Below are 24,267 nucleotides of genomic sequence, written 5' to 3'. Positions count from 1 at the left end.
ACTTAGATCTACTCCCACCCTCAGAAAACATAGTCAATATAAGGAGAGTACCTTGCCAGATGCGAAAGTTGTAGTGCTTGGATCTGCAAATCAGGATGTAATTGTAAGTACAGAAGTAATTCCTCAACCAGGTGAGACTGTACTAGGAAATGCCCAGTTTTACGCTGCGGGAGGGAAAGGGCTTAATCAAGCCTGTGCGGCCGCTTCCACTGGCGTGCCAGTAAGCTTTTTAGGTGCAGTGGGCGACGATGAAGCTGGGGAACTTCTCATTGATACCCTACATGAAGTGGGGGTAAACACAGATAATTTAGTCACATGCTCGGAAAGTGCTACTGGTGCGGCGCACATAGTTGTGGACACGAAGGGTAATAATCAGATCGTTGTAGTCCAAGCTGCTAACCTGCATGTGACACCAGACTATGTTGAAGAAAATGCGGCATATATTAACGACAGTGAAGTTTTAGTACTTCAAGGTGAAATTCCAGTTGAAACGAACATCCGTGCTATTGAAATTGCTGACAAGAATGCGAAGCGCGTGATTATGAATCTTGCGCCCGTAATAGATATACCAGAGAGAGTTCTAAAGCTCTGTAACCCACTTGTTGTTAACGAGCATGAAGCCGCATTTCTTTTGGGAACTGAGGCTCCAAGAGATGGTGGAGGAGGCCGACTTATTGCAGAACGACTTTTAGATTATGCACGAACGGCTATAGTAACATTAGGGTCTGAAGGGTGTGTTGTAGCTTCCGAGGAAGGGGTAGTAAGTATACCAGCAAGTCCTGCTACTAACGTAGTTGATACTACGGGTTCGGGTGATGCATTTGTCGGTGTCTTAGCTGCAGAGTTAGCGATGGGACGAGATTTAGTTACTTCAGCGAAGCAAGCAAACGAGATGGCGGGGCGAACTGTAGAACATCATGGTGCATCGGCTTCTTACGGGGTTATTGCTGACGCGTACATGACTGAAATTCCTTAGGGTAATGGGGAGCTCTTTCTTGCATAATTACTGGCTTATTTCGTTGCGCCGCGAAGATCTAAGCCATGCACATGGTGATCCGATTGATGCTAAAGAGCGGCAGGAGAAGATTAGCTTTTTGAACCCGAAATCATGAGTTATAGGGGCTGAGTACGTCTGGTACTCAGCCCCCGTTTTATTTAGCTGTTAAACAGGAGTGTCCTGTTTAGTTGCCTGGTTTTTAGTGTGCGCGGCGACGTGCAGCAGCTACACCTACACCACCAAGCGTCAGAGCGGTTAGGCCTAGCAGGGCGGCCGCGCTGGAGTCCGCACCAGTTGATGCAAGAGCTTTCGGAGCAGCGGTGGTTGCTTTCGCAACTTTCACAACTTTCTGCTCACCAGCAGTGTTAACCACTGCTTCAGCTTTCTTGCCTTCCTCAGCCTTGGGGGACTCCTGCTTACCCTCTTCAGTCTTCGGGGTCTCCTGCTTGCCTTCTTCCTTCATGGAAGCAATCAGGTCAGCCAGCTTCTCGTGATCAATGAGGTCATCAATCGTCTTGCCCGGCTTCAAAGCCTCTTTAAGGCCTTCCCAGTTAATGAAGTCATCGAGGGTCTTACCAGGCTTGTTCACGTCAATGAAGTCGTCGAGAGTCTTACCTGGCTTGGTGACATCAATGAAGTCATCCAGGGTCTTACCTGGCTTGGTGACATCAATGAAGTCATCCAGGGTCTTACCTGGCTTGGTGACATCAATGAAGTCATCCAGGGTTTTGCCCGGCTTGGTGACATCAATGAAATCATCGAGGGTCTTACCCGGCTTGGTGACATCAATGAAATCATCGAGGGTCTTACCCGGCTTCAAAATGTCTTTGATGCCTTCCCAGTTAATGAAATCATCAAGCGTCAAGCTTGGTTTCTCCGAGTCGCTCAGGATCGGCTTGTTACCAGCCGGGTCCTCATCCTTCAGCGCCGGAGGAATACCCATCGGATCTTCCTCTTCAGACTCACTGGTGATCGGCTTGTTGCCAGCCGGGTCCTCATCCTTTAGCGCCGGAGGAATACCCATCGGTTTCTCCGAGTCACTCAAGATCGGCTTGTTACCAGCCGGGTCCTCATCCTTCAGCGCTGGAGGAATACCCATAGGAGAATCACTTGAGTCTCCAGGCTTCTCAGAATCCGCTTGCGCTAGAAGCTTTTCAAGCGCGGACTTCGCTTCCGCCACCTTGCTTTCAGCGGCCTTCAGCTGCTTAGAGGCTTCGGACGCCTTAGACTCAGAAGCTTCTACAGCTGCATCAAGCTTATTAAGCTCCTTCGTCAACTTCTCAAGTTTCGACTCAAGCTCCGCCTTCTTCTGTGCAACTTCAGCATCAACGTTCGCGAGTTCCTCATTTACCTTAATGAACTCTGCAGGCTTTGCATCGTAAGCCTTCTTGGCTGCTTCCGCTGCGTCCTGAGCTTCCTTCGCCGGCCCGTAAGCCTTCTCGAAGTCAGCCTTAGCCTTGTTGTACTGCTCGGTGGCCTCAATAAATGCTTCCTGGCTAACGCGCAACGCGTCATTCTTAGCAGCATTCTCAGCTTCAGCGGCTTCTAGAACTTCATCGAGCTTATTGAGGCTCTTGCTGAGCTCATCAAGTTTCTGCTGCAACTCCGCTTTTCTTGAGGCAGCATCCGCATCGATGTTTGCAAGCTTCTCATTTACCTTAATGAACTCTACAGGCTTCGCGTCGTAAGCCTTCTGCGCTGCCTCCGCTGCATCCTGAGCATCCTTCGCTGGCCCGTAAGCCGCCGCGAACTTAGCTTCAGCTTCCTTGTAAAGCTTGGTCACCTCGGCTAAAGACTGTTGCGCATACTTCAGCTTCGCAGCTTTATTCTTGTTAGCAGTTTGGGCTTCCTCAGCCTTTGCTTCTAATTCTTTGAGTTCAGTCTGGAGACCACTTAGCTTTGCAGTAAGCTCAGATTTCGTCTGCTCAGCTTTATTATCTACACCGTTCAAATCAGTCTCGAGTGTAGTGATCTCACTGCTCTTAGCTTCTAGAGCACTTTGCGCAGCTTCGTCAGCATCTTGAGCGATTTTGGCCGGACCATACACTTTATCGAACTCAGCAGTTGCCACATCAAGCGCTGCTTTCTTAGGTTTCCACTTATCAGTTGCTGCTTTCAAAGCTAGTTGTTTCTCAGCCAATGCTTGCATCTTGGTCTGATCGTTTTGATCCTTGTTAAAAGCAACATAGGCCGCTTCGAACTCTGTATTAGCTTTTTTGTACTCTGGATCTACCTGGTTGAAGGTTTCAGTTGCGTGTACAAGAATCAACTGCTTCTGGAGTAGTGCGTTGTTCTTTTCTTTATGCTCTGTAGCAGCCTTTGTGGCCGCTTGCTGCAAGCGTTCTTTCTCGTTTGAAAGAGAGCCAAGCTTCGCATTCAACTCCACCTTCTTCTTAGCCGCGTCCGAGTCAACGTGACTAAGCTTGTCGTTCACGTCAATGAACGAAGCAGCCTTCGTTTCGTATGCTTTTTGAGCCTGATCTGCCGCGTCCTTAGCTTCCTTAGCTGCAGTCTCAGCAGTCGCAAGGGAAGCTTTCGACGAATTCAACTTCTCAGTCGCCGCAGCAAAAGCCTCCTGGCTTACCCGCAACGCGTCATTCTTTTCAGCGTGCTCAGCCTGAGCTTTCTTATTAGCCTCCGCCAGGTTGTTCAGCTCGTCAGTGAGCTTCTCAAGAGTCACCTTAAGCTCAGCCTTCTGCTTCGCAGCCGCTTCATCCACACCTTGGAACTCATCGTTAACCTCAATAAACGCCTTAGCCGCAACCGCTTTATCGCCCTGCGCCTTCTCCAAAGCATCCTGCGCCTTCTTAGCCGGCTCATAAGCCGCATCAAAAGCCGTCTTCGCCTTCTCGAACTTAGCAGTAGCCGCGACAAACTCCTCCTGGCTTACCCGCAACGACTCATTCTTCGTCTTATTATCAGCCTGAGCCTGCTTATTCGCAGCGGCCAACTTATTCAACTCCGCAGTCAGCTCATCCAACTTCGCTTCCAACTCAGCTTTACGCTTCGCAGCCTGCGCCTGCACACTCTGAAGCTCATCATTGGTCTTAATGAACTCCGCAGCCTTAGACTCACGCGCAGTCTTATCAGCCGCAGCCGCCTCAACCGCCTTCTTATTCGCAGCTTCCGCTTTCTCATACGCTGCCTGCGCGTTTTTCAACGCAGTTTTCGCCTTCTCAATCTGCTTCTGCAGCTGCGCCGATTCCCTCGCCTTATCCTGCGAATCCTGCGTCGCGCCAGCAAGACCCACCTCAGGGCCATTCACCATGCTGCCAGAAGCATCCGCGTCCAAAGTAGCCTCCGCAGCATGTGCAATAGCCGGGGTGGTTAAACCCGCAAGTAGCAAAGCAGCCACCGCACCCGACACCGGTTTACGAGCCTTCATTCTTTAACTCCTATTCAGTAAACATAACTATTCCACCTGCCAACACATAGATGGACGCCATGTGAACAAAAAGATAGCTAGAATTGTAAAGCAATTTAGGAGGTACGAATTAACGACTTAGGTCTGTAAACATTAAGGGGAGGTATGAAGGTAAACAAAACCGGGGTTCAACCTACCACTGAAATTGCAGGTAAACCCCGGTTCTAACGGTTTCGCATGCTAGCTCAGTAGCATGCCTTCGCCACGAAAATGTTACATATACCACTTCCGGTCAGGCTCTGTGGACTCAAACAACAACCGGCCCCGTCGGTACGACGCCACCACCGGCGCGTGGAACGCCAACGCCTCCCGCCACGACCTCGCGCCCAACACAATGAAGTTCGCATCATTACCTTCCGCGATCCCATAGCCCTCAAGGTTCAAAGTACGGGCCCCATTATGCGTAATGAACCGGTACGAACCATCAATCTGCGCCGCACCCATCATCTGCGTCACATACAACCCAAACAACGTCACGTCCCGCAACGAGCCCGTCCCCAGCGGATTCCACGGATCCACAATGTCATCTTGCCCAAATGACACATTCAAACCAGCCTCCGTAAGCTCCGGCACGCGCGTCACCCCACGCCGCTTCGGATACGAATCCAACCGGCCCTGCAAATGCGTATTCACCATCGGATTCGACACAAAATTAATCCCACTGAGCTGCAATAACCGCAACAACTTCACAAAATACGCGTTATTGTACGAATGCATCGCCGTCGCGTGTGACGCCGTTACCCGCGCGCCCACACCCGCCTCATACGCCCGGGTAGCCAACGTTTCCAAACCGCGCGACGCCTCATCGTCAATTTCGTCGCAATGCACATCCATCAACAAACCGAACTCCTGCGCCAACTCAAACGCAAAGTTCAACGACGAAACCGAATACTCCCGCGTGAACTCAAAATGCGGAATCGCGCCAATCGCATCCACCCCCATTTGAGCCGCCTCACGCATCAAAGCACGCCCATTGGGGAACGAATCAATTCCCTCCTGAGGGAACGCCACCAACTGCAACGTCACCTGGTCACGCAACTGTTCACGCAACTCCAGCAACGCCCGCAACGCCGTCAAATTCGGATCCGTCACATCCACGTGCGAACGCACAAACTGAACCCCAAACCGTACCTGCTGACGGATCGCCCGCAGCGCCCGCTCCTTCACATCCTCAGCCGTCAAACGCTGCTTACGTTTCGACCAAATCTCAATGCCTTCAAACAACGTGCCCGACTCGTTCGGATGCGGATCGCCCTCCGTCATCGTCGCATCCAAATGCACGTGCGACTCCACAATCGGGGGCAACACCAAACGGCCCCCACAATCGCGAACCTCCACACCTTCAGCAACGGTCGCACCTTCATCAACGGAAGTGTTGCCGCTGGGGGAGTCATCCGCCGCGGTAATGCGCGCAATCTTGCCGTCGCGCACCAAAATATTCGACAGGTGCGCGTCGTTTTCAATCCGAACGTTCTTAAGCAGTGTGGACATTACGACCCTTCCTTACCTTCTCCACCGCGTGGCCAACCGCGTACACCAACACCGCGGCAACTACCGCGTTAATAGACGCAATCCCAACCGGGACCGTCCACCCAACAACTGCGCCAACAACCACGCCAGCAACACAGGACCAAGCCACCGGACGCGCCGACCCCGCCGAATGCGTGTTTGCAACAAAACCGCGCCGATCCGCCTCTTCAACCCGGCGCACTACCTGCATGTACCGCTTATGGTTCGCAATAAAATCCGCAACCAGTATCGCCCCAATCGGGGGCAGGGTTGCGTTCAAAAAACTGAGCCAACCCACAAAGTTGTCGTACAACCACAGGGCGCTGAGTGTGCCCAACGCACCAGCAATCAGCACCATCGGACGGGTCGGGCGCTTCGTGATATTCGCATACCCCAAACCCGTGGTGTAAAGCGCGTTATTATTCGTCGTCCAAATATTGGCACCCAGCACAAACAACGCTGGAATCGCTAGCCCCTGGGCGATCATCACATAGAAAATGTCGTCTTTCCCCGTGAACGCCCCGCCCACAGCACCGAACGAGAACATCAAAGTGTTACCCAGCAAGAACGCCACCACCGTGGTCACCACCGCCGACTTTGCCGTAGCCGCGAAGCGGGTGAAGTTCGGGGTCGCACTCCCTCCGGAAACAAACGAACCCACAACCATGCCCACACCCGTGATAACCGGCATCCCCGTGGAATGCGAGAAAATATTCGCAAGGCCACCACCCGTGTTTGTCGCCGTCACCATCGAATAAGTTCCCAAAATCGCAATGAGGGGTACGGAAACGAAAGACACAATCTCAATGGCTTTAATCCCATAAAACGCCGACGCCGTCATGAAAGCACCGGCGATCAACACGATCGGCCACGGAGAAATCCCCAGCAGCTCACCGGTGGGAATCGCGAACATCGCTACCCCCACACCGAACCAACCCATCTGCGTAAACGCAATCAAAAAGGAGGGGACAAAAGAGCCGTAGCGGCCAAACGAGTGGCGCGCCAACTCATCCACACCCATCCCCGTTTTCGCACCCACGTAAGCCAACGACCCCGTGAACACCGCCAGGATCAACCCGCCCACAATAACTGCGGCAGCGAAACCACCCAGGTCTAAGCCGTTCCCCAGCTTCGCACCCACCGACATGGACGCAGAGAAAAACGTGAATCCGAGCATAACAAAACCGACGGCCCAAAAGGAACGTCGGCTAGAAATAGGAACAGCGGAAAAAGAGAAATCCTCATCTGTTTTTCGCACTGGCACATCCGGTGTTGGAGGCGACGAATGCGTCGATTGCTTTGTAACTGTTGGCGCAGAAGCCATTAACCGTTCCCCTCTCTTCTAGAGCCACCCGATTTTGGCTCAAATTGCCACTAGCTTATTGCTACAACCATGTTCGCCACAAGTTTCTCAAGCGTGAAGTTGCGCACGAATAGCTGCGCAAAACAGTTCGCACTGCAACCGCTTAACTGATTTTCACGGCACTTTCCATAGCCAATCGCCACCGAAGTCACTGCACCACTTTCCATCGCTACGCGTCACATCCGCTGAAGTGGTTTTCATGACACTGAACCGGGGTAAAAGCCGGTGCGTAAGGGCCTGCAAGGAACCTCACAGCACAAGCACGCGTTTTCCTTAATATGATGGGGATGATAGCGAAATGTCCGCAAAGCGCGGTTCGCCAAGGAGGATTCAATGAACGTTGCAGAGCAGTTAGTTGCTCAGCTAGTGGACGCGGGTGTGAAGAGGATCTACGGAATCGTCGGAGATTCTCTCAACCCGGTTGTGGACGCCGTACGTAAAACTGGTGGTTCCAAAAAAGGTGGAATCGACTGGATCCACGTGCGTCACGAAGAAGCCGCTGCGTTCGCCGCGAGCGCGGACGCGCAGCTAACGGGTGAACTAGCCGTCTGCGCTGGTTCATGCGGGCCGGGGAACCTACACCTTATTAACGGCCTATTCGACGCGTGGCGTTCAAGCGCCCCCGTGCTGGCTATCGCGTCGCATATCCCAAGCGTGCAAATCGGTAGCCACTACTTCCAAGAAACACATCCGGACCGGTTGTTTACCGAATGCTCCGACTACTGCGAAATGGTGTCGACCCCAGACCAGGCTCCCCGCGTGTTCGCAGACGCGATCCGCACAGCCCAGTCCCTCAAATCCGTTTCCGTAGTTACCCTGCCTGGCGACGTGTCGCATGAAGAAGCGACCGCCCCCACTCCGCGTTACATCCCAGCGCGCCGCCCCCGGATGGTGCCCGCAGAAGAAGACGTGGCGCAGCTAGCGAAAATGCTCAACAAGGCCAACAAGGTTGCCATTTTTGCTGGGATTGGGGTTACTGGGGCGCACAGTGAGGTACTTGAGCTAGCGGCGCGTCTAAATGCGCCCGTGGGCCACTCGCTGCGCGGTAAAGACGCAATCCAATACGACAACCCGTTTGACGTGGGAATGACTGGTCTGCTGGGCTACGGTGCGGCCGCCGAGGGAATGAAAGACGCGGACCTGCTGCTCATGCTTGGCACCGACTTCCCCTACGACCAGTTCCTCCCCAACGTTCCCACCGTGCAGGTGGACGTGCGTGGGCACGCGATCGGTCGGCGCACCCAAATAACTCTGCCGATCCAAGCGGACGTGGCCGAACTATGCCGGGCCGTGCTGCCCCTCGTGGAGCAAAAGAACGACCGGTTCCTTAAATCCACACTCAAACGTCACCGCAAACTCATGACTTCCACGGTGAACGCGTACACGAAGAACGTGGAGAACATGAAACCGATCCACCCCGAGTTCGTTGCGCACGTGCTGAATGAACTGGCGGACAAAGATGCGGTATTCACCGCGGACACCGGCATGTGCAACGTGTGGACCGCGCGTTACATCGACCCGCTGGGCACGCGGCGGCTAATCGGCTCGTTCCTACACGGGTCCATGGCGAACGCACTCCCGCAAGCGGTGGGGGCAGCGACCGCTTACCCGGGGCGGCAAGTGATCTCCGTGTCTGGCGACGGAGGCCTGTCCATGCTGCTTGGCGAGCTCATGACGGCCCGCTGCCACGACCTGCCCATCACCGTGGTTGTGTTCAACAACGCAACGCTCGGCATGGTGAAACTCGAGATGCTGGTAGACGGTCTGCCAGATTTTGGCACCGACGTGCACGACGTGAACTACGCCGACATCGCCAAAGCCGCTGGATTCTGGTCCAAACGCGTTGTCGACCCTAAAGAAGTGCGTTCCACCTTGCAAGAAGCCCTTTCGCACAACGGGCCGGCACTGGTGGAAGTCCTCACCGATCCGAACGCGCTTTCGCTGCCCCCCAAAATCACCGGTGAGCAGCTGATCGGCTTCGCCACCGCCATGTCAAAAATGGTGATGTCCGGCGGAATGGGGGAGGCCATTTCGATGGCTACCTCCAACATGAGGAACATCCCTCGGCCGTAGAATAATCCAAACCCCACCGGCAGCGCAGACCACTGCCGCGTGAGGGTTACCTAAGTCGCCACAGGGCGGGTGTGCTTCGACGCACCCGCCCTTTTTGGCGCGTTGAGGGGCTTGCTTTTGCCCGGGCCTTTCTAAATGTTGGCCCGGTTTTGCCGGGCTTTTCTGGATGCTTGTAACCTGGTTGTTCTTCGCAGCGCAACCCTGTGTTAGGCGCGGCCGTGTGAGAATTCCTACAAGAAGATCAGTAAGGGCGACAAATATATATAGAGAGATAAGGTAGAAATATGTCGAGGGATTGAAACTTTGGGTAACCTAAGTTAGGCTAGTGAACGTGATTATCAATAACAGTACAAAGCGCATCGCAGGCGCTCTTGCGACACTGCTGCTAGTCGCAGGCTTGGCTGGCTGCCAAGATAAAGCAACCAGTGCAGCAAAAAACGACGCATCAGCAAACGGGGATACGCAAACCGTAAAAGCCGTTGCGTCCACCACCCAGGTGTGCGACTACATCACGCAGTTAGCAACCGATAACTCCAAAGACGCACAACTATCGTTCAATCGCATGGGATCTGACGGTAAAAAAGAGCACTTCGGAGCGGAGGGGGAGAACGCTAAGAGTACGCTGGACCTCACGTGTCTACTTGCTCCTAACGCATCTGCCCACGAACACGAAATGACGCCCGAACAATCGAAAGCGCTCGCGGATGCAGACCTGTTCTTCGTCTCCGGCGTAGACCTGGAACACTTCCTCGACCAAGCCGTGCAATCCACCGGGTTTAAAGGCACGATGGTCATCACAGCTGGGGTAGCGGGCGCGGCGGACATCGACGACCTCAAAGGACAGCAAGAAAAAGAATCTAAACTGCCCTACAAAGTAGACCGCGGAATCGACAAAGTGGACGTGGCGAAGTGGCCGTTCCCGCCCGAAGAGGGGGAGAGTGAACCGGAGTTCCGGTTCGACCCGCACGTGTGGACTTCCCCGCACAACGCAATGGTGCAGGTAAAGAACATTGGGCACGCACTAGAGGTCGCATCCCCGAAGAATAAGGACCTGTTCAAAAAACACGTGGACAAATACCTAGAACGCCTGCAGGAACTTGACGAGTGGGCGAAAGAATCACTCGACAGCGTGCCGGAAAAACAGCGGGTACTGTTCACCTCCCATGACGCGTTCGGGTACTTCTCAAACGAGTTCAATGTGAAGTTTGAGGGGGCTGCCCTGTCGGACTTCAACTCCCAGCAAGATGCCACCGCAGATAAGATTAAAGAAACTGCAAAGCAAGTTAAGGACGCGGGTGCGGTAGCGGTTTTCGCGGAAAACTCCAACAACCCCAAGTCCGTGCAAAAAGTTGCGGAAGTAGCCGGAGTAAAAGCCGTGATTGGGGACGAAGCCCTGTACGGTGACTCCCTGGGGGAACCCGGATCCGATGGGGAAACCTACATCGGTTCCATCCTCCACAACGTGACCAACCTAGTTACCGCGTGGGACGGCAAAGTAGCGCAGGTGCCCGAAAGTCTCTCCCAATGGGCGCCGAAAAAATAAGAAGGTCGCCTAAAGCGGCTTAAGAGCTGCTCATAAAACAGGCAGTAAAAAGCGCCTCAAGAATAACTAAATATTGACTTGGCAACGCAATGCGTTCGTAACGCGTGCATTTGGAACTTGTAGCTGAACCACCGAACAGTACTGCTACTGAAAGTGGAACCGCCTTAAACCTCTCCACAGTCCAAATGTGCACTGGTACTGCGCATTACCGCATTTACGCCCCATTTTGCGCGAAGATCTAACTCGCCGTAGCGAGCTAACTTACGCGGAAACAGCTGTTTAGGGGAGAGGCAAAATGCGGACCACCAGAAGAACACAGATGCAAACGAGGGAGAGCGAACACTTGCACGACGCACAGCACACCAACAACGCCATCGAAATAACGGATGCGGCCTTTGCCTACACCCGAGCCCCCGTGGTCACGGGTGTTAACGCGCAGTTGCAACCCGGACAAGCGATGGCGCTGATTGGCCCAAACGGATCGGGGAAAACCACTTGGCTGCGCGCCGTCCTCGGGATGGTGCGTGTCGCGGAAGGTCACGTGCAGGTCCTGGGACACCAACCCGGCCACGCGCCCCGCGGTTCCATCGGATACGTCCCCCAAGTCAGTGACCTCGACCAAACCTTCCCCGTAACCGTACGCGACGTAGTGCAAATGGGCCTGTATCCAAAAATGAGGTTCTGGCAACACGTAAGCCAAAGCGGACGTGAACGCGTGCGCACCGCACTAAAAGAAGTGGACCTGCTGCATCGCGCCGACGACAAGTTCGGTAACCTATCGGGCGGCCAACAACAACGCGTGCTCGTCGCCCGTTGCCTGGCCTCAAGCCCACAATTACTACTGTTGGACGAACCTTTTAACGGACTTGACCAACCCAACCGCGACGCCCTACTGCGCATAATCACCAGCATAAAAGCCAGTGGGGTGGCGGTCGCGGTTTCCACCCACGACCTGGTGTTAGCGCGCGAAGTGTGCGAACTAATCTGCCTGCTCGGCAACGGACACCAAGTTGCATTCGGTAGCCGCGACGACATCTTCGGCTCCCAGCTACTCGCCCAAGCCTACGGCGGACACGACGAATACTACGCCCACCAGGAGGTGCAGTAATGGAAACTATGTCCAATCTTTATGAACAACTACGAATCCTCTGCACCTACATTCCCGGCCTGGATCTGCTGGCTAGCGAACCATTCTTGTTCCGCCCCCTACTGATGCTCGTGGTACTCGGAACCGTGGGTGGCATAATCGGGGTCGTAATCAACCTGCGGTGCGCCGAGTTTAACGCCGAAGCCATGGTCCACTCCGTGTTCCCCGGAATCGTTGCCGGCGCAGTGTACGGCGGAATCGACTCCATCATCCCCGTGGCGTCCGCAGTCGCTGTCCTCGCCGCCCTCGCGTTAACCTACTTCAGCCGACAGAACGTTGGGCGGACCAGTGAGGCAGGAACCGCGGTAGTGCTCACCTCATTCTTCTCATTCGGGATTGTCTTGTCGCTCAAGAAAGGGGACATGTCGGGCCAGCTGGAAGCACTCATGTTCGGCCGGCTCCTGGAAGTTACGGACTATCGCTTAACCCAAGCGCTCGTCGTGTGCCTCGCGGCGGGCATACTTGTGGTTTTCGCGTGGCGCGGTCAGATTTACTGCGCATTCGACCGAGTTGGGGCCGCAGCCAGCGGGATTTCACTGCTGCGTGCGGACCTAGTACTAAATGTCGCGATCGCAGCGGTCGTGGCAGCCGCATCGTCGGCCGTGGGAAGCCTGCTCGTCATCGGTTACCTGGTGGTTCCCGGCGCGGCCGCGCGCCTACTGGCCGGCCGCGTGCGCTCCATGCTGGCCGTATCCATCGCGGTGGGGATCGGCGGCGGCTACCTGGGCATGCTCATGATGCTGATCCCCGCGCCCCGCCCCGTCTCTCCACAAGCATCCGTCGCCCTGTCCGTAATCGCCCTGTACTTCGTTGCCCTCGCAGCTCGCACTGCGCTGCGAACTGGCCGCAAACAATCAGCTTCCGCTCGCACAGAATTCGTAAAGGCACACTAAATGACCTGGGATATCCTCTTTTTACCCGTAGTTGAAGTGATCCTCATGGGCGCCGCCACCGGTATCGTGGGTGCGCTCGCGGTGGCGCACTCGCGGATTTTCTTCTCCGAATCCCTCACTCACGCCACTTTTCCTGGGGCGATTATCGGGGTAGTGGTAGCAGCTTGGATTGCCCACTCCGTGTTCGCAACGCGCGCCAGTTACGGCACGCTGTCGATCATGTTGTTCGTCGGCGCAATCCTCATCTGTATCCCTACAATCTGGTTAATGCGCTACCTGGCGCGCGTACCCGGCCAGTCTTCGCAGGCCAGTGCCGGCATCATCCTCACGTTCGGGTTCGCGCTCGGCTATTTTCTGAACAAGTGGTTCGCCCCTTTGCCTCTGAAAATAGATTCGTTCCTAACCGGTTCCCTGCTGCACGTGAACACGGTGGACGTGGGCGCGTTGGCTGTGAACCTGCTGCTTCTGCTGGTGGTCGTGGGGTTTGGGGGCCGTTACCTGACGTTCTACAGTTTCGACCCCGTTGCCTACCGTGCAGCCGGTTTTCATGAGGCACTAGCTGAAGCAGTGATCCTAGCGGCCATCTGCTTGACGACCGTAACTGTAATCCCCGCGGTTGGTACAATCCTGCCGATCGCGCTGATCGCCGCGCCCGCCGCATGCCTGTACCCCCATGTGAGGTCTATGCGCACGCTGCTATGGACCACCCCGTTGCTCGGGATCGGTATCGGCCTCGTGGGCATGGCGGCCGCCGTGCACTGGAACCTGTCTGCTGGTGGCACCATCGCGTGCCTCGCGGGCATCGTGTACCTCGTGGTTACACTCGCGCGGGACCTCATGAAGAAACTGCACAAACCCACGCAAAAACACGTTTTTGCATAAATGGGCGGAAAACGCGAAGCGGGCTCTGACCACTAGTTAAAGTAGCTCAAAGCCCGCAAGCGCAGCCGCAGTTGTTTGGTTTAAAACCGTGCTGAAGCTATTTCTTCGGTGGCCGCACCGCGCCCTCAAACAGGTCATCGTGCAGACCGTACGCCCAGTGAATCAAACTCACCGGATGCACCAGGTTCGCCCCCGACCCCTTCGCAATATGCCACCGGCACGTCTCCGTTTCACACGCCGCAATCTTTGGATTCGTACGGCGAATCAGATCGAACAGGGGAGCGCCCACTTTCGCTGCAATCTCGTACTTATCCGACTTGAGGGCGTAAGTTCCAGCCATACCGCAGCACGGCTCACCGGACTCCACCACCTCAACGCCCGGAATCAACTCCATCAGAGGAACCGCCGGCATCCCCATGCCCTGGCTCTTCACCTGACACGGCTGGTGGTACGGAACCTTCATGTTCAACTCACGGAAGTCAGTGGGTAACTCACCTTTCAAATACAGGTCCCACAAGAACTCGCTGGTCTCCATGATGCGCGTACTCACATCATCCAACCGCGGGTCATCCACCCCCATGATCTCGCGCGCCTCATGCTTCAACATGCCCGTGCAAGAACCAGAAGAAGAAATGATCGTCAGATCCTTACCGGAACTAATCAGATCATCACACAGCTTCAACACTTTCTTCTGCGCGCCGTCAAACAAACCATTCGACTGTTCAGCCAGCCCACAGCACCCCTGCTTTGGTACCAGCACCTCGTAACCCAAGTGCTCCAAAACCTCAATGGAATGCTTCGACGTTTCCACCTCAAAATACCCACCGGCACAACCGTGGAAAAACACTAACGTACCGCGCGTAGCTGGCTTACTCGTGCGCTTACGTTTCTTCAACCACGAACGCAACGTCTGCCCGTGGGCCGTCGGCATGGGGGCGTTCTCATCAATCCCCATCACCTTGTCAATCACCTTACGCAGCGGCTTAATTCCCAACGCCGCGTTCGCAATCGGCGCCACCGGTGCCATCGCCTGCCCCATCAGTGTCGTCTGCGTAATCAAACGGTCCCGCAGCGGCGCCCCATGCTGCGCCTTCATCACCGCCCGGGCCTGCGCGTTAATCTCCGCGATCTTCACACCCTGAGGGCACACGGTGGTGCAAATCCCACAGCCCGAACACAAATCCAAAGACACGTCCACAGACTTGCCTTCGCGCAAACGCTCCGCCTGCGGACCCACGTACTTGGGCCCGGGGAACAGGGGAGTTACCCGCGCAACCGGGCACTGAGTCTCACAAATCGTGCACTTCACGCAGTTATCCAGCGAGGCGCGTGCCACGGACTCGCGGGCCATCTCAATCGGATTCATAACTACTTCTCCTCCTCAGTAGCGGCCGTACCAATCGCATCTGTCGCGCGGATCATGGAGCCCAGCGCAATGCCCTCACCGGACTTCTCCTGCCAACGCATCGCCCCGGCAATCATGCCACCCACAACATGCACGTTCGAATAAACTACGTTGCCATCCTCATCCAGCGGATGCATCGCCTCATCCACAGCCACGCCCGCAGAGAATAGTGCTTGCTGATCTCCCCAGTAATCACCGTGAATCAAATCCGGGATCTCCCGCGCCGTCACCGGCAAACCCAGGGCGCGTTCCGAAATCGTTCCATACGAATCCATCATCAAACCACCGGACTCAAAACCACCTGCAGCTAACACAACCGCGTCCGCGGCAACCTCCTTCGCAGCCCCCGCAACCTGAACGGTCACGTGCGTAACCCGGTCAGCTTCCGCAGACACGCCCGTCACCTCAGCCGACAGCATCAAGAACACGCGCTTGTCCTTCACCAGCTGTGTCAGCTGCTGATTCAGCCGCATCCCCGGAACCGACGGGGGTGGCAGCGGGATCTCAAACACGGGCGCACCCACCAGCTGTTCAAACTGCTGCCACACCCCAGAGCCATGCACCCCCAACACAGCGGGCACCCCCACGGACTCACCCTCATGCAAAAAGGCCTTCACTTTATCCGCCAGCCCCTGCAGGACCTGCGGATCCTCCAGGGCACGCGCATAATTCAGGGCGGAAGTGTCAATCTCGTTCTCCCGCACCTCGTAATCTACCCACACGGGACGGGCCTGAACTCGGCCACCCCCAGGCAGATCCGTCCGGTTTAAATTCCCCGCACACAACTGTGGGTAGAAATCCTTCAACTGCCGCAAACCCACAATCATGAACCGGGCGCCGTCCTTACACTCACCAGCGGCCATCGACGGAGGCACCAGGTTCGTGGGACGAACCCCACCGATCGCCGTGGGGTAGCACTTGTTTACATGCGGGTCACCAACCAGGTACTCCTCACCCAAAAGGCGCGCCAAGTACTCCACGCCTGCTTTCGTGGCGTCGGAACCAATCACCTCATACGGATGCGGCCCATGCAAACCCGGTTTCCAACCGTACGTGTCAATCGCGCCCAGCGGGTCATCCACCCGGCTGCCCTCCAGGTACCCCAGCACATCCACCGTGCCTTGGGACAACTGCAGGCCACCAATACCTTTAGATGCGAGCACTACCTCATGCCCAGCTTCGCGAAGACGCAAAGCGGCCGTCAAACCCGCAATCCCAGCACCAACAACAACTACTCGACTCATCGCACATCCTGCGCTTTCACAGTTTTCGGATCCACCTCGGGCACGTTCTCAATGTCTAAAATGCCCTGGTAAATCCAGTCGTCCAACGCGGTCTGGCGCACTTGACGCCCATACAGTATCGGCCACAACCCGATCCACCTATTCTTGAGGAACAGGCGCAGCAAACTCGTCACATCTTCCGCACTGCCGTGGCCGGCCTCCTGGGTAATGCCCGCAGCGCGGGTAGAGCAGAAACCACCTTGGCACGGCCCCATTCCCAGCCGCAGTTGCCGGCGCAGATCGTCAAACGTCGCGTCCGGCTGGCGTTCCAACAGTTCTTCGAACATGCGGCGGTTCATCATTTCGCATTCGCAAATGATCTGCGAATCAAACCGGTCGTGCTCCCGCTCCTCCAACCGGTGCGTCACCTGGTAGGTGTCACCCACCTCGGTGCCCGGCATCGCTTCTTTATCAGTTGTGCAGACCTTGTCGTCACCCAACTGATCAACCATCACGTCCACAATGTTCTTCGCCATCAACCGGTAGGTGGTGAGCTTACCGCCCGCGATTGTGAGCAGACCCGCGATGTCGTCGCGGTGCTTGTGGTCAATAATCGACATGCCGCGCGACATGTGGCGTGTGTCGTCCGCAGCCACGCGCGTGTCCTTCACCAAGGGCCGCGCCCCCGCCCAGGCGTGTACCGCCCGCGCGCTGCGGAACCCGGGGATCATCGCTTCGCCCGCGTCAAGCATTTGCTGCACTTCCGTGCGGGGGATCTCCAGGTGATCCGGGTCGTCAACAGCTACGTCCGTGGTGCCGATAATGCACACGGTGTGCACGGGCACGATGATGTCGCCATCAGCTGGGTAAATACAGCGGTTAACCACGGAGTTCACCAACCGGTGGTTCATCGCGATCATGATGCCGCGGCCTGGAACCACGTTCACGTCGTGCGCCCCCGCCATAGCGGCGATCTGCCCCGACCACGGGCCCCCAGCGTTAATGACGAACCGGCAGTCGATCCGCACGTCCTGCCCGGTTTTTGTTCCGTGTGCCTGCACGGCAACTACCTGGCCGTTTTCTACAATAATGTCTTCTACCCGGTGGTACGTCATCACCTGGCCACCGTATTTTTGTGCGGACCGCACCGCGCCCCACACCATGGCCCAACCGTCCACGGTCTTATCGTGCACCGCGAACGCCCGTTTCGTTTTCGGATCCAACCGGGGTTCGCGCCGCAACGCCTCTTCGATGGAAATCTCTTCGGCCCACACCCCGGTTTCTTTTGCTCCCTTTAGGAACTTGTCGCCAAACGCCGGGTCGTCGTACTGGGTAACTACGAACAGGCCCCCGGTGTCTTCCACTGCGTCCGGGTGGATGCGCGTGATGATCTCGTTTTCTTCTGCACATTCCGTGGCCGACCGGGGGTCGGAAACCACGTAGCGGCCACCGGAGTGCAACAACCCGTGGTAGCGCCCAGTGGTGCCCTGAGCCATGTCGGCGCGTTCAAGCAGTATCGCGCGGTAGCCACGCATCGCGAGGTCACGGAGTACGCCCGCACCGGTGGCGCCACCTCCGATGACCACGACATCGGTTTCAAGCTTCTTCATTACGACTCCTTGTAGTTCAGAAGCAGTGCATCTATGTGGGAGAGCGCATAGGACGATACTGAATGACAACATCGTCTGCACGAATGTTCACTTACATTTCCACCCTATTAGTTGGGTTTTTCTTTAGGAGCCAGGGGTAACAGATTCCCGCAGCGTTTCACTTGGAGTGCACGTACGTGCAGTTTCCTGAGGGGTCAATCCCGTGTTTGTGCAGATCATGGGCGTTAGGCCCGCGATGGGGTGGGGCAGGGGAGGGCATTTTGGTTTCTCACACTTTGAGTGAAAAATCTACCCAAATGCTTTATTTAGGCAACGCGTCGCTTATGTAAACGCGGGCACGCGCCCGCTCGACGCTATGCATACGCCTATACACAGCTGTGGCGCGGACCGCTTTGGCCCGCGCCATCACTTGTTTGCGCGTAACTTCCGTTTTATCAGCAGCTACGCCTGGCTAACTGATTGTCGGTGTTTTTTATTTTTCTGAGTCACGCACGTCGTCATCAACCCAGTCGAACGTGCGGGTAACGGCTTTCTTCCACAGCCGGTAGGTGCGCTCACGCGGCTCCTCATCCATATCCGGGGTCCAGCGTTTACCCTCATTCCAGTTGTCGATCACGTCCTGTTCCCCATCCCAGAACCCGACGGCAATCCCAGCTGCGTACGCCGCACCCAGGGCCGTGGTTTCCGCAACTTCTGGAGCCACCACGTCGGTACCTAGAATGTCGGCCTGGAACTGCATGAGGGTTTCGTTCGCGATCATGCCCCCGTCCACACGCAGCTCCGTTAGATCCACACCGGAATCCGCATTCATCGCATCCAGTACCTCACGCGTTTGGAATGCGGTAGCTTCCAGCACTGCGCGCGCCAAGTGGCCCGCATTGTTGAACCGGGTGAGCCCCACGATCGCGCCGCGCGCATCATCCTTCCAGTAGGGCGCGAACAAACCGGAGAATGCGGGCACAAAGTACACGCCCCCATTGTCCTTCACAGAGTTCGCCAACCCCTCAATTTCTGGGGCAGAACTAATCATCTTGAGGTTGTCGCGCAGCCACTGCACCAACGAACCGGTTACCGCGATCGACCCCTCAAGCGCGTACTTCGCAGGCTGATCACCCAGCTTGTAGCACACGGTGGTGAGTAAACCATTTTCGGACTGCACGGGTTCCTCACCGGTATTAATCAGCATGAAGCAGCCGGTGCCATACGTGTTCTTCGCCATGCCCTTTTCGAAACAAGCCTGCCCGAACGTGGCGGCCTGCTGGTCACCCAAAATGCCCGCAATCGGCGTGTCAATCAGCAAGCCGTTCTTGCGGCCGTAACCGTAGATTTCAGACGAAGACCGGATCTCCGGCAGCATCGACATCGGGATCCCCATGTCCTCACAAATATCTTCGCGCCACTTGAGGGTGTTAATGTCCATCAGCATGGTGCGCGACGCGTTCGTCACGTCCGTGATGTGCACACCTCCGTTCACACCACCCGTCATGTTCCAGAGTACCCACGAGTCCGTGTTTCCGAAGTACAGGTCGCCTGCTTCCGCGCGTTCACGAGCCCCCTCAACGTTGTCAAGAATCCACTTGATCTTGGGGCCTGAGAAATACGTGGTCAAGTTCAAACCGCAGCGTTCACGGTACTTATCCGGACCCTCATCACCCGCAAGCTCGCGAATAATCTTGGAAGTCCGAGCATCCTGCCACACGATCGCGTTATAAACCGGTTCCCCCGTGTTCTTATCCCACACCACCGCGGTTTCACGCTGGTTCGTGATCCCCACTGCCGCCAGCTGGTGGCGGTTAATCTGTGCTTTCGACAGAGCCTGCGCAACGGCCTCACGCACATTCGACCAGATCTCTACCGGGTTGTGCTCCACCCAACCGGCTTTCGGGAAAATCTGCTCATGCTCCAGCTGCCCAACCGAAACAATCTCACCCGAATGGTTGAAAACAATAGCCCTTGACGATGTCGTACCCTGATCGATGGCCAGAACGTATTTCTCCTGAGTATGCATCTACGTGCTCACTTCCATGTGTAGCGGACAAGTCGAATAGTCGTGGAGCTAAGCCACAAAACTAGTTCGAGTCTATCGCAAAAACCACAAATTGCGGTATCAATCACACCAAAACTGGGCGTAAACCCCGGAATGACGCCGAACAGTAGGACTCGTGGCACACTGTAAGCGTGAGTATTCGTGATACACAGGCCCACGAGGCGGCCTCAATGTACTACCTGCAGGGGCAGACAATGGAAAACATTGCCAAGCACCTGCAGATGTCGCGTTCGTCCGTTTCCAGACTGTTAGCGTACGCCCGCGAATCCGGCCTCGTGCAAATAACAGTAGCGGCATCCCCCGGAGAACGCGGCACGCTCGCGGGGGAACTCAACAACCTCTTCAACATCCGCTCTACCGTGGTGCGGGTCCGTACGCACGACACGGGGGTGAACCGCTTAGATAACGTGGCGCGCGTGGCGGCCGAACGCCTCATGAATATTTTGAAACCCGGCTGCACGCTGGGGATCGCGTGGGGGAACACGACGGCGGAAGTGACGCGGCACCTGCCGAATAAAGACATTCCCGGCACTACGGTAGTGCAGTTAAATGGTGCGGCTTCGGCGATGGGGACGGGCGTGCGCTACATTGATTCCACGATTTCCCACGCTGCAGAAGCAATTGGGGCGGACATGATCCACTTTCCGGTACCCGCGTTTTTTGATTATGAGGACACGAAGCGGGCTCTGTGGCGCGAACGGTCCGTCATGGCGGTGCTGGATCGGATTGAGAAAACGGATGTCGCCATGTTTGGGGTGGGGGCCTTCGGTGGGGAAGTGCCATCGCACGTGTATTCCGCAGGTTATTTAGATGAGGCGGAACTGCAGGCTGCGCGCCGTGCCGGTGTGGTGGGGGACGTGTGTACCGTGCTGATCCGCGAGGACGGCACGTATGCGGATATGGATATTAACCGGCGTGCCTCTGGCCCATCCCCGCAAACTTTGCGGCGCATTCCCCGGCGCCTGTGTGTCGTAGCGGGGGAAGCGAAGGCGATTCCTCTAATTGGAGCGCTAAAAGCGGGGGTAGTGACCGACCTGGTGGTCGACGACCACACTGCACGGCGAGTTCTGGAACGCGTCGCCACCAGGTAGGTACTTCAGTTACTACTGTTTCTGCCCACTCCTACTGTTTCTGCCCATTGTTCTTGAGGGCAGCTAGGCGCGCTTCAATTTCAGCTTGATCGCCCGCGGCTTCCAACTCATCGAACTGCGCGTCCAGTGAATCCGCAGCCACCTCCGCGCGGCCCTGCGCAAGCGCTTCTTCGCGCCGCACCTTTTCTTCGAACCGTGACAGTTCCGAAGATGGGTCGAGCACGTCGATTGACCCCACGGTTTCTTGCAGTTTCGCCTGCGCAGCCGCCGTTTTCTGGCGGGCAACCAGCTGGTCGCGTTTAGTTTTTAGGGTTTCTAACTTGTCGCGTGAGGCACTGAGCCCGGCTTTCAGTTTCTCTACCACTTCGCGCTGCGACTCAATGAGGGGCTCGGCTTCTTTGGCGCTGCGTTCAGCATCAATCTGCTTACCTAACGCTACTTTCGCGAGATTATCCCACTTTTCGCCGCCCGCCGTGTCACCATCTGCGCGGGCCTGATCTGCTTTCTTTGACGCCGCCGCTGCTTTAGCACCCCACTCCTTCGCGTTCGCATGGTCAGCTTCTAAGTCTTTTTCTGCTAACCGCAAGTTCCCAACGGTTTGGGCAACTGACTCTTCTGCCTGCGCGATCGAGTCCGTGTAGTCGCGCACCAGCTGGTCGAGCATTTTTTGCGGGTCTTCGGCTCGGTCGAGCAGGGCATTGATGTTAGCTTTCGCCAACTGGGTTATCCGCCCCAGGATTGTTTGTTTTTGGGCCATTGTGAACCTTTCGTAGAACCGGTTGTTAACTATTTTGTTGCCTCAAGTATATAGATTGAGGTGTTGGTTACTGCTGAAAATGAACTGTGGATCACCTGAAATCCGCTCTGTTTAGAAGCTTCCGAACGAGTGTTTAGAACCTGCCGGAAGAGTGTTTAGAAGCTGCCGGATGAGCCACCACCTCCGGAAAAACCACCGAACCCTCCGGAGAATCCGCCGAATGAACCCCCGGAGCCCCAGGAGCTCGAATCTGAACCCCACGAGTTGTTGGAACCACCCCAGCCGGTGCTGTGTCCACCTCCGAACAGGAGCCCCCCGAGCATAAGGGTACCCAAGTCGATTCCACCCGAGTTCGAAGTCGACAGGTTATCTTGCTGGCGTGCATCTAAAGTTTCGTTAATGCTCGCTTGCGCGGATTCTTGGGCTTGGCCTAGCAGGTGGAGGGCCCGCTCCGGATCCTCTTGTTCCATCGCTTGCGCTTGACCGCGCAGTTCTTGCGCGCGTTTCAAGGCGCTGCGGGCCGACAGCGACGCGTTCGCACGGTGGGTCCGCGTGTACCGGTCTGCCCGGTCAATCAGCTGATCCACGTGCAGTTTCCGGTCTTCTAACCGCTGGGCCGCGCGTTCGCGCTGCTGTTCCTCGCCCCGCAAACTGGCAAGCGCTGCATCGAGCGTGTCTTCAGCGCGCCGCAGGTTCGCGAGCGCAGCCAGTGGGTCCGCATTTCCAGCCTGCGCTTCTTGCCCTAGCTTAACCGCTTCTTGGGCCGCAGCTACGAGTGGTTCAAACGCCGTGTCGTTTGGCGCCAAGCGGTGCGTGTCCGCAATATCGGAACTGATCGACGCGATCGCCTGGGTTAGCCGCTCTTGGGCTTTATCCAGATCCTGGGACGCACCCATTACCTCATGGATTTCTTTCAAAGCCTGCGTGAGGGCCCGCTGCGCAATATTGATCTGCTGCACTGCTGCAGACCGGTCCGATTCCAACTGTTCCTGCGCATCATCCAGAGCCTGGTTGGCTGCCTCAAGCAAATTGCGTGCCTGGGTAGGATTATCCGAAATGGAAAGCAGAGCTTGCTGCGGGTAGGTGCGTTGCAGGCCTGCCAGTTCCGCGTCCGCCTGCTTGGTTTTCGCCGCCGCTTCGGTTACGGAGGTGCGGAGTTGCTTGAGGGTGTCCTCCGCGTTGGTTTCGACGTCGCGTAGCCGCTGGAACTCCTCCACGTGTTTTTCGAGCGCGGTTTGTGCTCGCTGGGCGAGCGACTGGATCTGCTCAGCGAGTTGTAGCCGCTCCTGGGCTGATCGCTGCGCGGAACCGTGGGTGCCTGCGGAGGAGCGGTCGACTTGTGAACCAGCCGATGGATCGGTGCCACCCTGGTCAAGTTCGCGTTGCAGCTTGAACCCGCGGTCCAAAAGCGCGTTCGCTTGGTCAACGGCCTGCGCGAACTTTTGCGTGTCGAGCTGTCCGAACTGGGCGCGGGCAAACGCCAAGTCGTCCGCCGCTGCCTGCATCGAGTTGTCTGCTTCCATGAGGGCGCGGCTGGCGTCTTGCGCGGCTTTCTGCGGATCCACCTGCCGGCCCAGCGCGCCGCGGGCACCCGTGGTGGCCGTGCCTTTCAGATTCTTGTTGGGCCTCGATATGAACCAGGCAACCGCGCCGCCGAACAGGGCGACGATCGCGATTGTGGCGGCCACACCCCAGATGGAATCTTCGGAATCATCCCCGCCACTATTGCCCGATCCACTGGCTTCACCGGGCGTGATTCCCTCGATTTTGTCGGCGAAAACCCCGGTCGCATCCGCCACGTCAGAGCCGGTAAGAGGGGTGGACCGCAGTTTGGTCGCCGCCTGTTTTGCCGCCTGGTTGATTCGTTTTGCATTCGCGTTGAGCGCGGATCCGAAACATACGGAGTATTGCCGCTGCTCGTAGGCGATTACGTACACTACGTCCGCGCCCCCAAGATTCGACTGCTGCGCCGCATCCGTGCACCAACCGTACGGGTCCGCGCCACCAAAATCTTTGATTACCACCAGGGACGCGTTTGTCCCATTGTCACGCACCGCACTTAGGCTTTCACGGGCACTATCAGTTGCCTTCTGGTCTAAAAACCCCGCGGGATCTGTAACGATTCCATCCAGTGATTGCGGCGGTTCCGCCTGGGCTGTTCCCGCGTTTAACCCGGCCGTTAGCCCTACGGTTAAGAGTGTGATCACTGCAGTTATAGCCACCCAGATCCACAGGCCGGGGCGGCGCGTGACGTGTACTAATCTCATGTGTCCTATTCTTTCGCATGCCTGCCGGTTTTGTCA

The 24,267-nt window shown here is 56.5% G+C and carries 16 protein-coding genes; 7 read left to right on the top strand and 9 right to left on the bottom strand.

The window, feature by feature from the left end:
* Nucleotides 1-52 precede the first annotated feature (52 nt).
* Nucleotides 53-976 (top strand): ribokinase, encoded by a 924-nt coding sequence (locus tag CJ187_RS05745; RefSeq protein ID WP_102216680.1) that lies wholly within the window; start codon nt 53-55, stop codon nt 974-976.
* Between the two features lie 220 nt (nt 977-1,196).
* Here CJ187_RS05745 and CJ187_RS05740 read toward each other — a convergent pair whose 3' ends face one another.
* From CJ187_RS05740 to codB, 3 genes are all read right to left on the bottom strand, one after another.
* Nucleotides 1,197-4,382, bottom strand: coding sequence for a hypothetical protein (locus CJ187_RS05740; protein WP_284667162.1), 3,186 nt, complete (start codon nt 4,380-4,382; stop codon nt 1,197-1,199).
* A gap of 252 nt (nt 4,383-4,634) precedes the next feature.
* Nucleotides 4,635-5,912, bottom strand: coding sequence for a cytosine deaminase (gene codA, locus CJ187_RS05735; protein WP_102216678.1), 1,278 nt, complete (start codon nt 5,910-5,912; stop codon nt 4,635-4,637).
* On the bottom strand, nt 5,896-7,254 hold the full coding sequence (codB, locus tag CJ187_RS05730) for a cytosine permease (RefSeq protein WP_102216677.1): 1,359 nt from the start codon (nt 7,252-7,254) through the stop codon (nt 5,896-5,898). The genes codA and codB overlap by 17 nt, the downstream gene beginning before the upstream one ends.
* Nucleotides 7,255-7,626: 372 nt before the next feature.
* Here codB and CJ187_RS05725 point away from each other — a divergent pair, with 372 nt between their 5' ends.
* The 5 genes from CJ187_RS05725 (at nt 7,627) to CJ187_RS05705 (ending at nt 13,831) form a co-directional block, all read left to right on the top strand.
* Nucleotides 7,627-9,366: a pyruvate dehydrogenase gene (locus CJ187_RS05725; protein ID WP_102216676.1), complete on the top strand. Its 1,740-nt coding sequence runs from the start codon at nt 7,627-7,629 to the stop codon at nt 9,364-9,366.
* 334 nt (nt 9,367-9,700) lie between these two features.
* Nucleotides 9,701-10,909 (top strand): metal ABC transporter substrate-binding protein, encoded by a 1,209-nt coding sequence (locus CJ187_RS05720; protein ID WP_199171119.1) that lies wholly within the window; start codon nt 9,701-9,703, stop codon nt 10,907-10,909.
* Between the two features lie 319 nt (nt 10,910-11,228).
* On the top strand, nt 11,229-12,017 hold the full coding sequence (locus tag CJ187_RS05715; protein WP_102216675.1) for a metal ABC transporter ATP-binding protein: 789 nt from the start codon (nt 11,229-11,231) through the stop codon (nt 12,015-12,017).
* Nucleotides 12,017-12,949, top strand: a complete 933-nt coding sequence (locus CJ187_RS05710; protein ID WP_102216674.1) for a metal ABC transporter permease — start codon at nt 12,017-12,019, stop codon at nt 12,947-12,949. The genes CJ187_RS05715 and CJ187_RS05710 overlap by 1 nt, the downstream gene beginning before the upstream one ends.
* Nucleotides 12,950-13,831 carry a metal ABC transporter permease gene (locus CJ187_RS05705; protein ID WP_102216673.1) on the top strand — a complete coding sequence of 294 codons (882 nt, stop codon included), beginning with the start codon at nt 12,950-12,952 and terminating at the stop codon, nt 13,829-13,831. It abuts the gene before it with no gap.
* A gap of 97 nt (nt 13,832-13,928) precedes the next feature.
* Here CJ187_RS05705 and CJ187_RS05700 read toward each other — a convergent pair whose 3' ends face one another.
* The 4 genes from CJ187_RS05700 to glpK form a co-directional block, all read right to left on the bottom strand.
* Nucleotides 13,929-15,197: an anaerobic glycerol-3-phosphate dehydrogenase subunit C gene (locus tag CJ187_RS05700; RefSeq protein WP_102216672.1), complete on the bottom strand. Its 1,269-nt coding sequence runs from the start codon at nt 15,195-15,197 to the stop codon at nt 13,929-13,931.
* 2 nt (nt 15,198-15,199) lie between these two features.
* A complete protein-coding gene (glpB, locus tag CJ187_RS05695; RefSeq protein ID WP_102216671.1) occupies nt 15,200-16,480 on the bottom strand; it encodes a glycerol-3-phosphate dehydrogenase subunit GlpB in 1,281 nt (426 codons plus the stop codon).
* Nucleotides 16,477-18,069, bottom strand: coding sequence for an anaerobic glycerol-3-phosphate dehydrogenase subunit GlpA (gene glpA, locus CJ187_RS05690; protein ID WP_102216670.1), 1,593 nt, complete (start codon nt 18,067-18,069; stop codon nt 16,477-16,479). The genes glpB and glpA overlap by 4 nt, the downstream gene beginning before the upstream one ends.
* A gap of 472 nt (nt 18,070-18,541) precedes the next feature.
* On the bottom strand, nt 18,542-20,077 hold the full coding sequence (gene glpK / locus CJ187_RS05685) for a glycerol kinase GlpK (protein WP_102216669.1): 1,536 nt from the start codon (nt 20,075-20,077) through the stop codon (nt 18,542-18,544).
* A gap of 209 nt (nt 20,078-20,286) precedes the next feature.
* Between glpK and CJ187_RS05680 the strand changes: the two genes are divergently transcribed.
* On the top strand, nt 20,287-21,207 hold the full coding sequence (locus CJ187_RS05680) for a sugar-binding domain-containing protein (protein ID WP_199171118.1): 921 nt from the start codon (nt 20,287-20,289) through the stop codon (nt 21,205-21,207).
* 31 nt (nt 21,208-21,238) lie between these two features.
* Here the strand turns inward: CJ187_RS05680 and CJ187_RS05675 are convergent, their stop codons facing one another.
* Together CJ187_RS05675 and CJ187_RS05670 are read right to left on the bottom strand one after the other, a co-directional pair.
* Nucleotides 21,239-21,964, bottom strand: a complete 726-nt coding sequence (locus CJ187_RS05675; RefSeq protein ID WP_102216667.1) for a PspA/IM30 family protein — start codon at nt 21,962-21,964, stop codon at nt 21,239-21,241.
* A gap of 155 nt (nt 21,965-22,119) precedes the next feature.
* Nucleotides 22,120-24,231 (bottom strand): TPM domain-containing protein, encoded by a 2,112-nt coding sequence (locus CJ187_RS05670; RefSeq protein ID WP_102216666.1) that lies wholly within the window; start codon nt 24,229-24,231, stop codon nt 22,120-22,122.
* Nucleotides 24,232-24,267: the final 36 nt, after the last annotated feature.

It is taken from the genome of Gleimia hominis (genome assembly GCF_002871945.2).
In the GTDB taxonomy this organism is placed as follows: Bacteria; Actinomycetota; Actinomycetes; order Actinomycetales; family Actinomycetaceae; genus Gleimia; species Gleimia hominis_A.
Note: the sequence above shows the minus strand (reverse complement) of the source record. Positions and strands in the feature narration are given on the sequence as shown.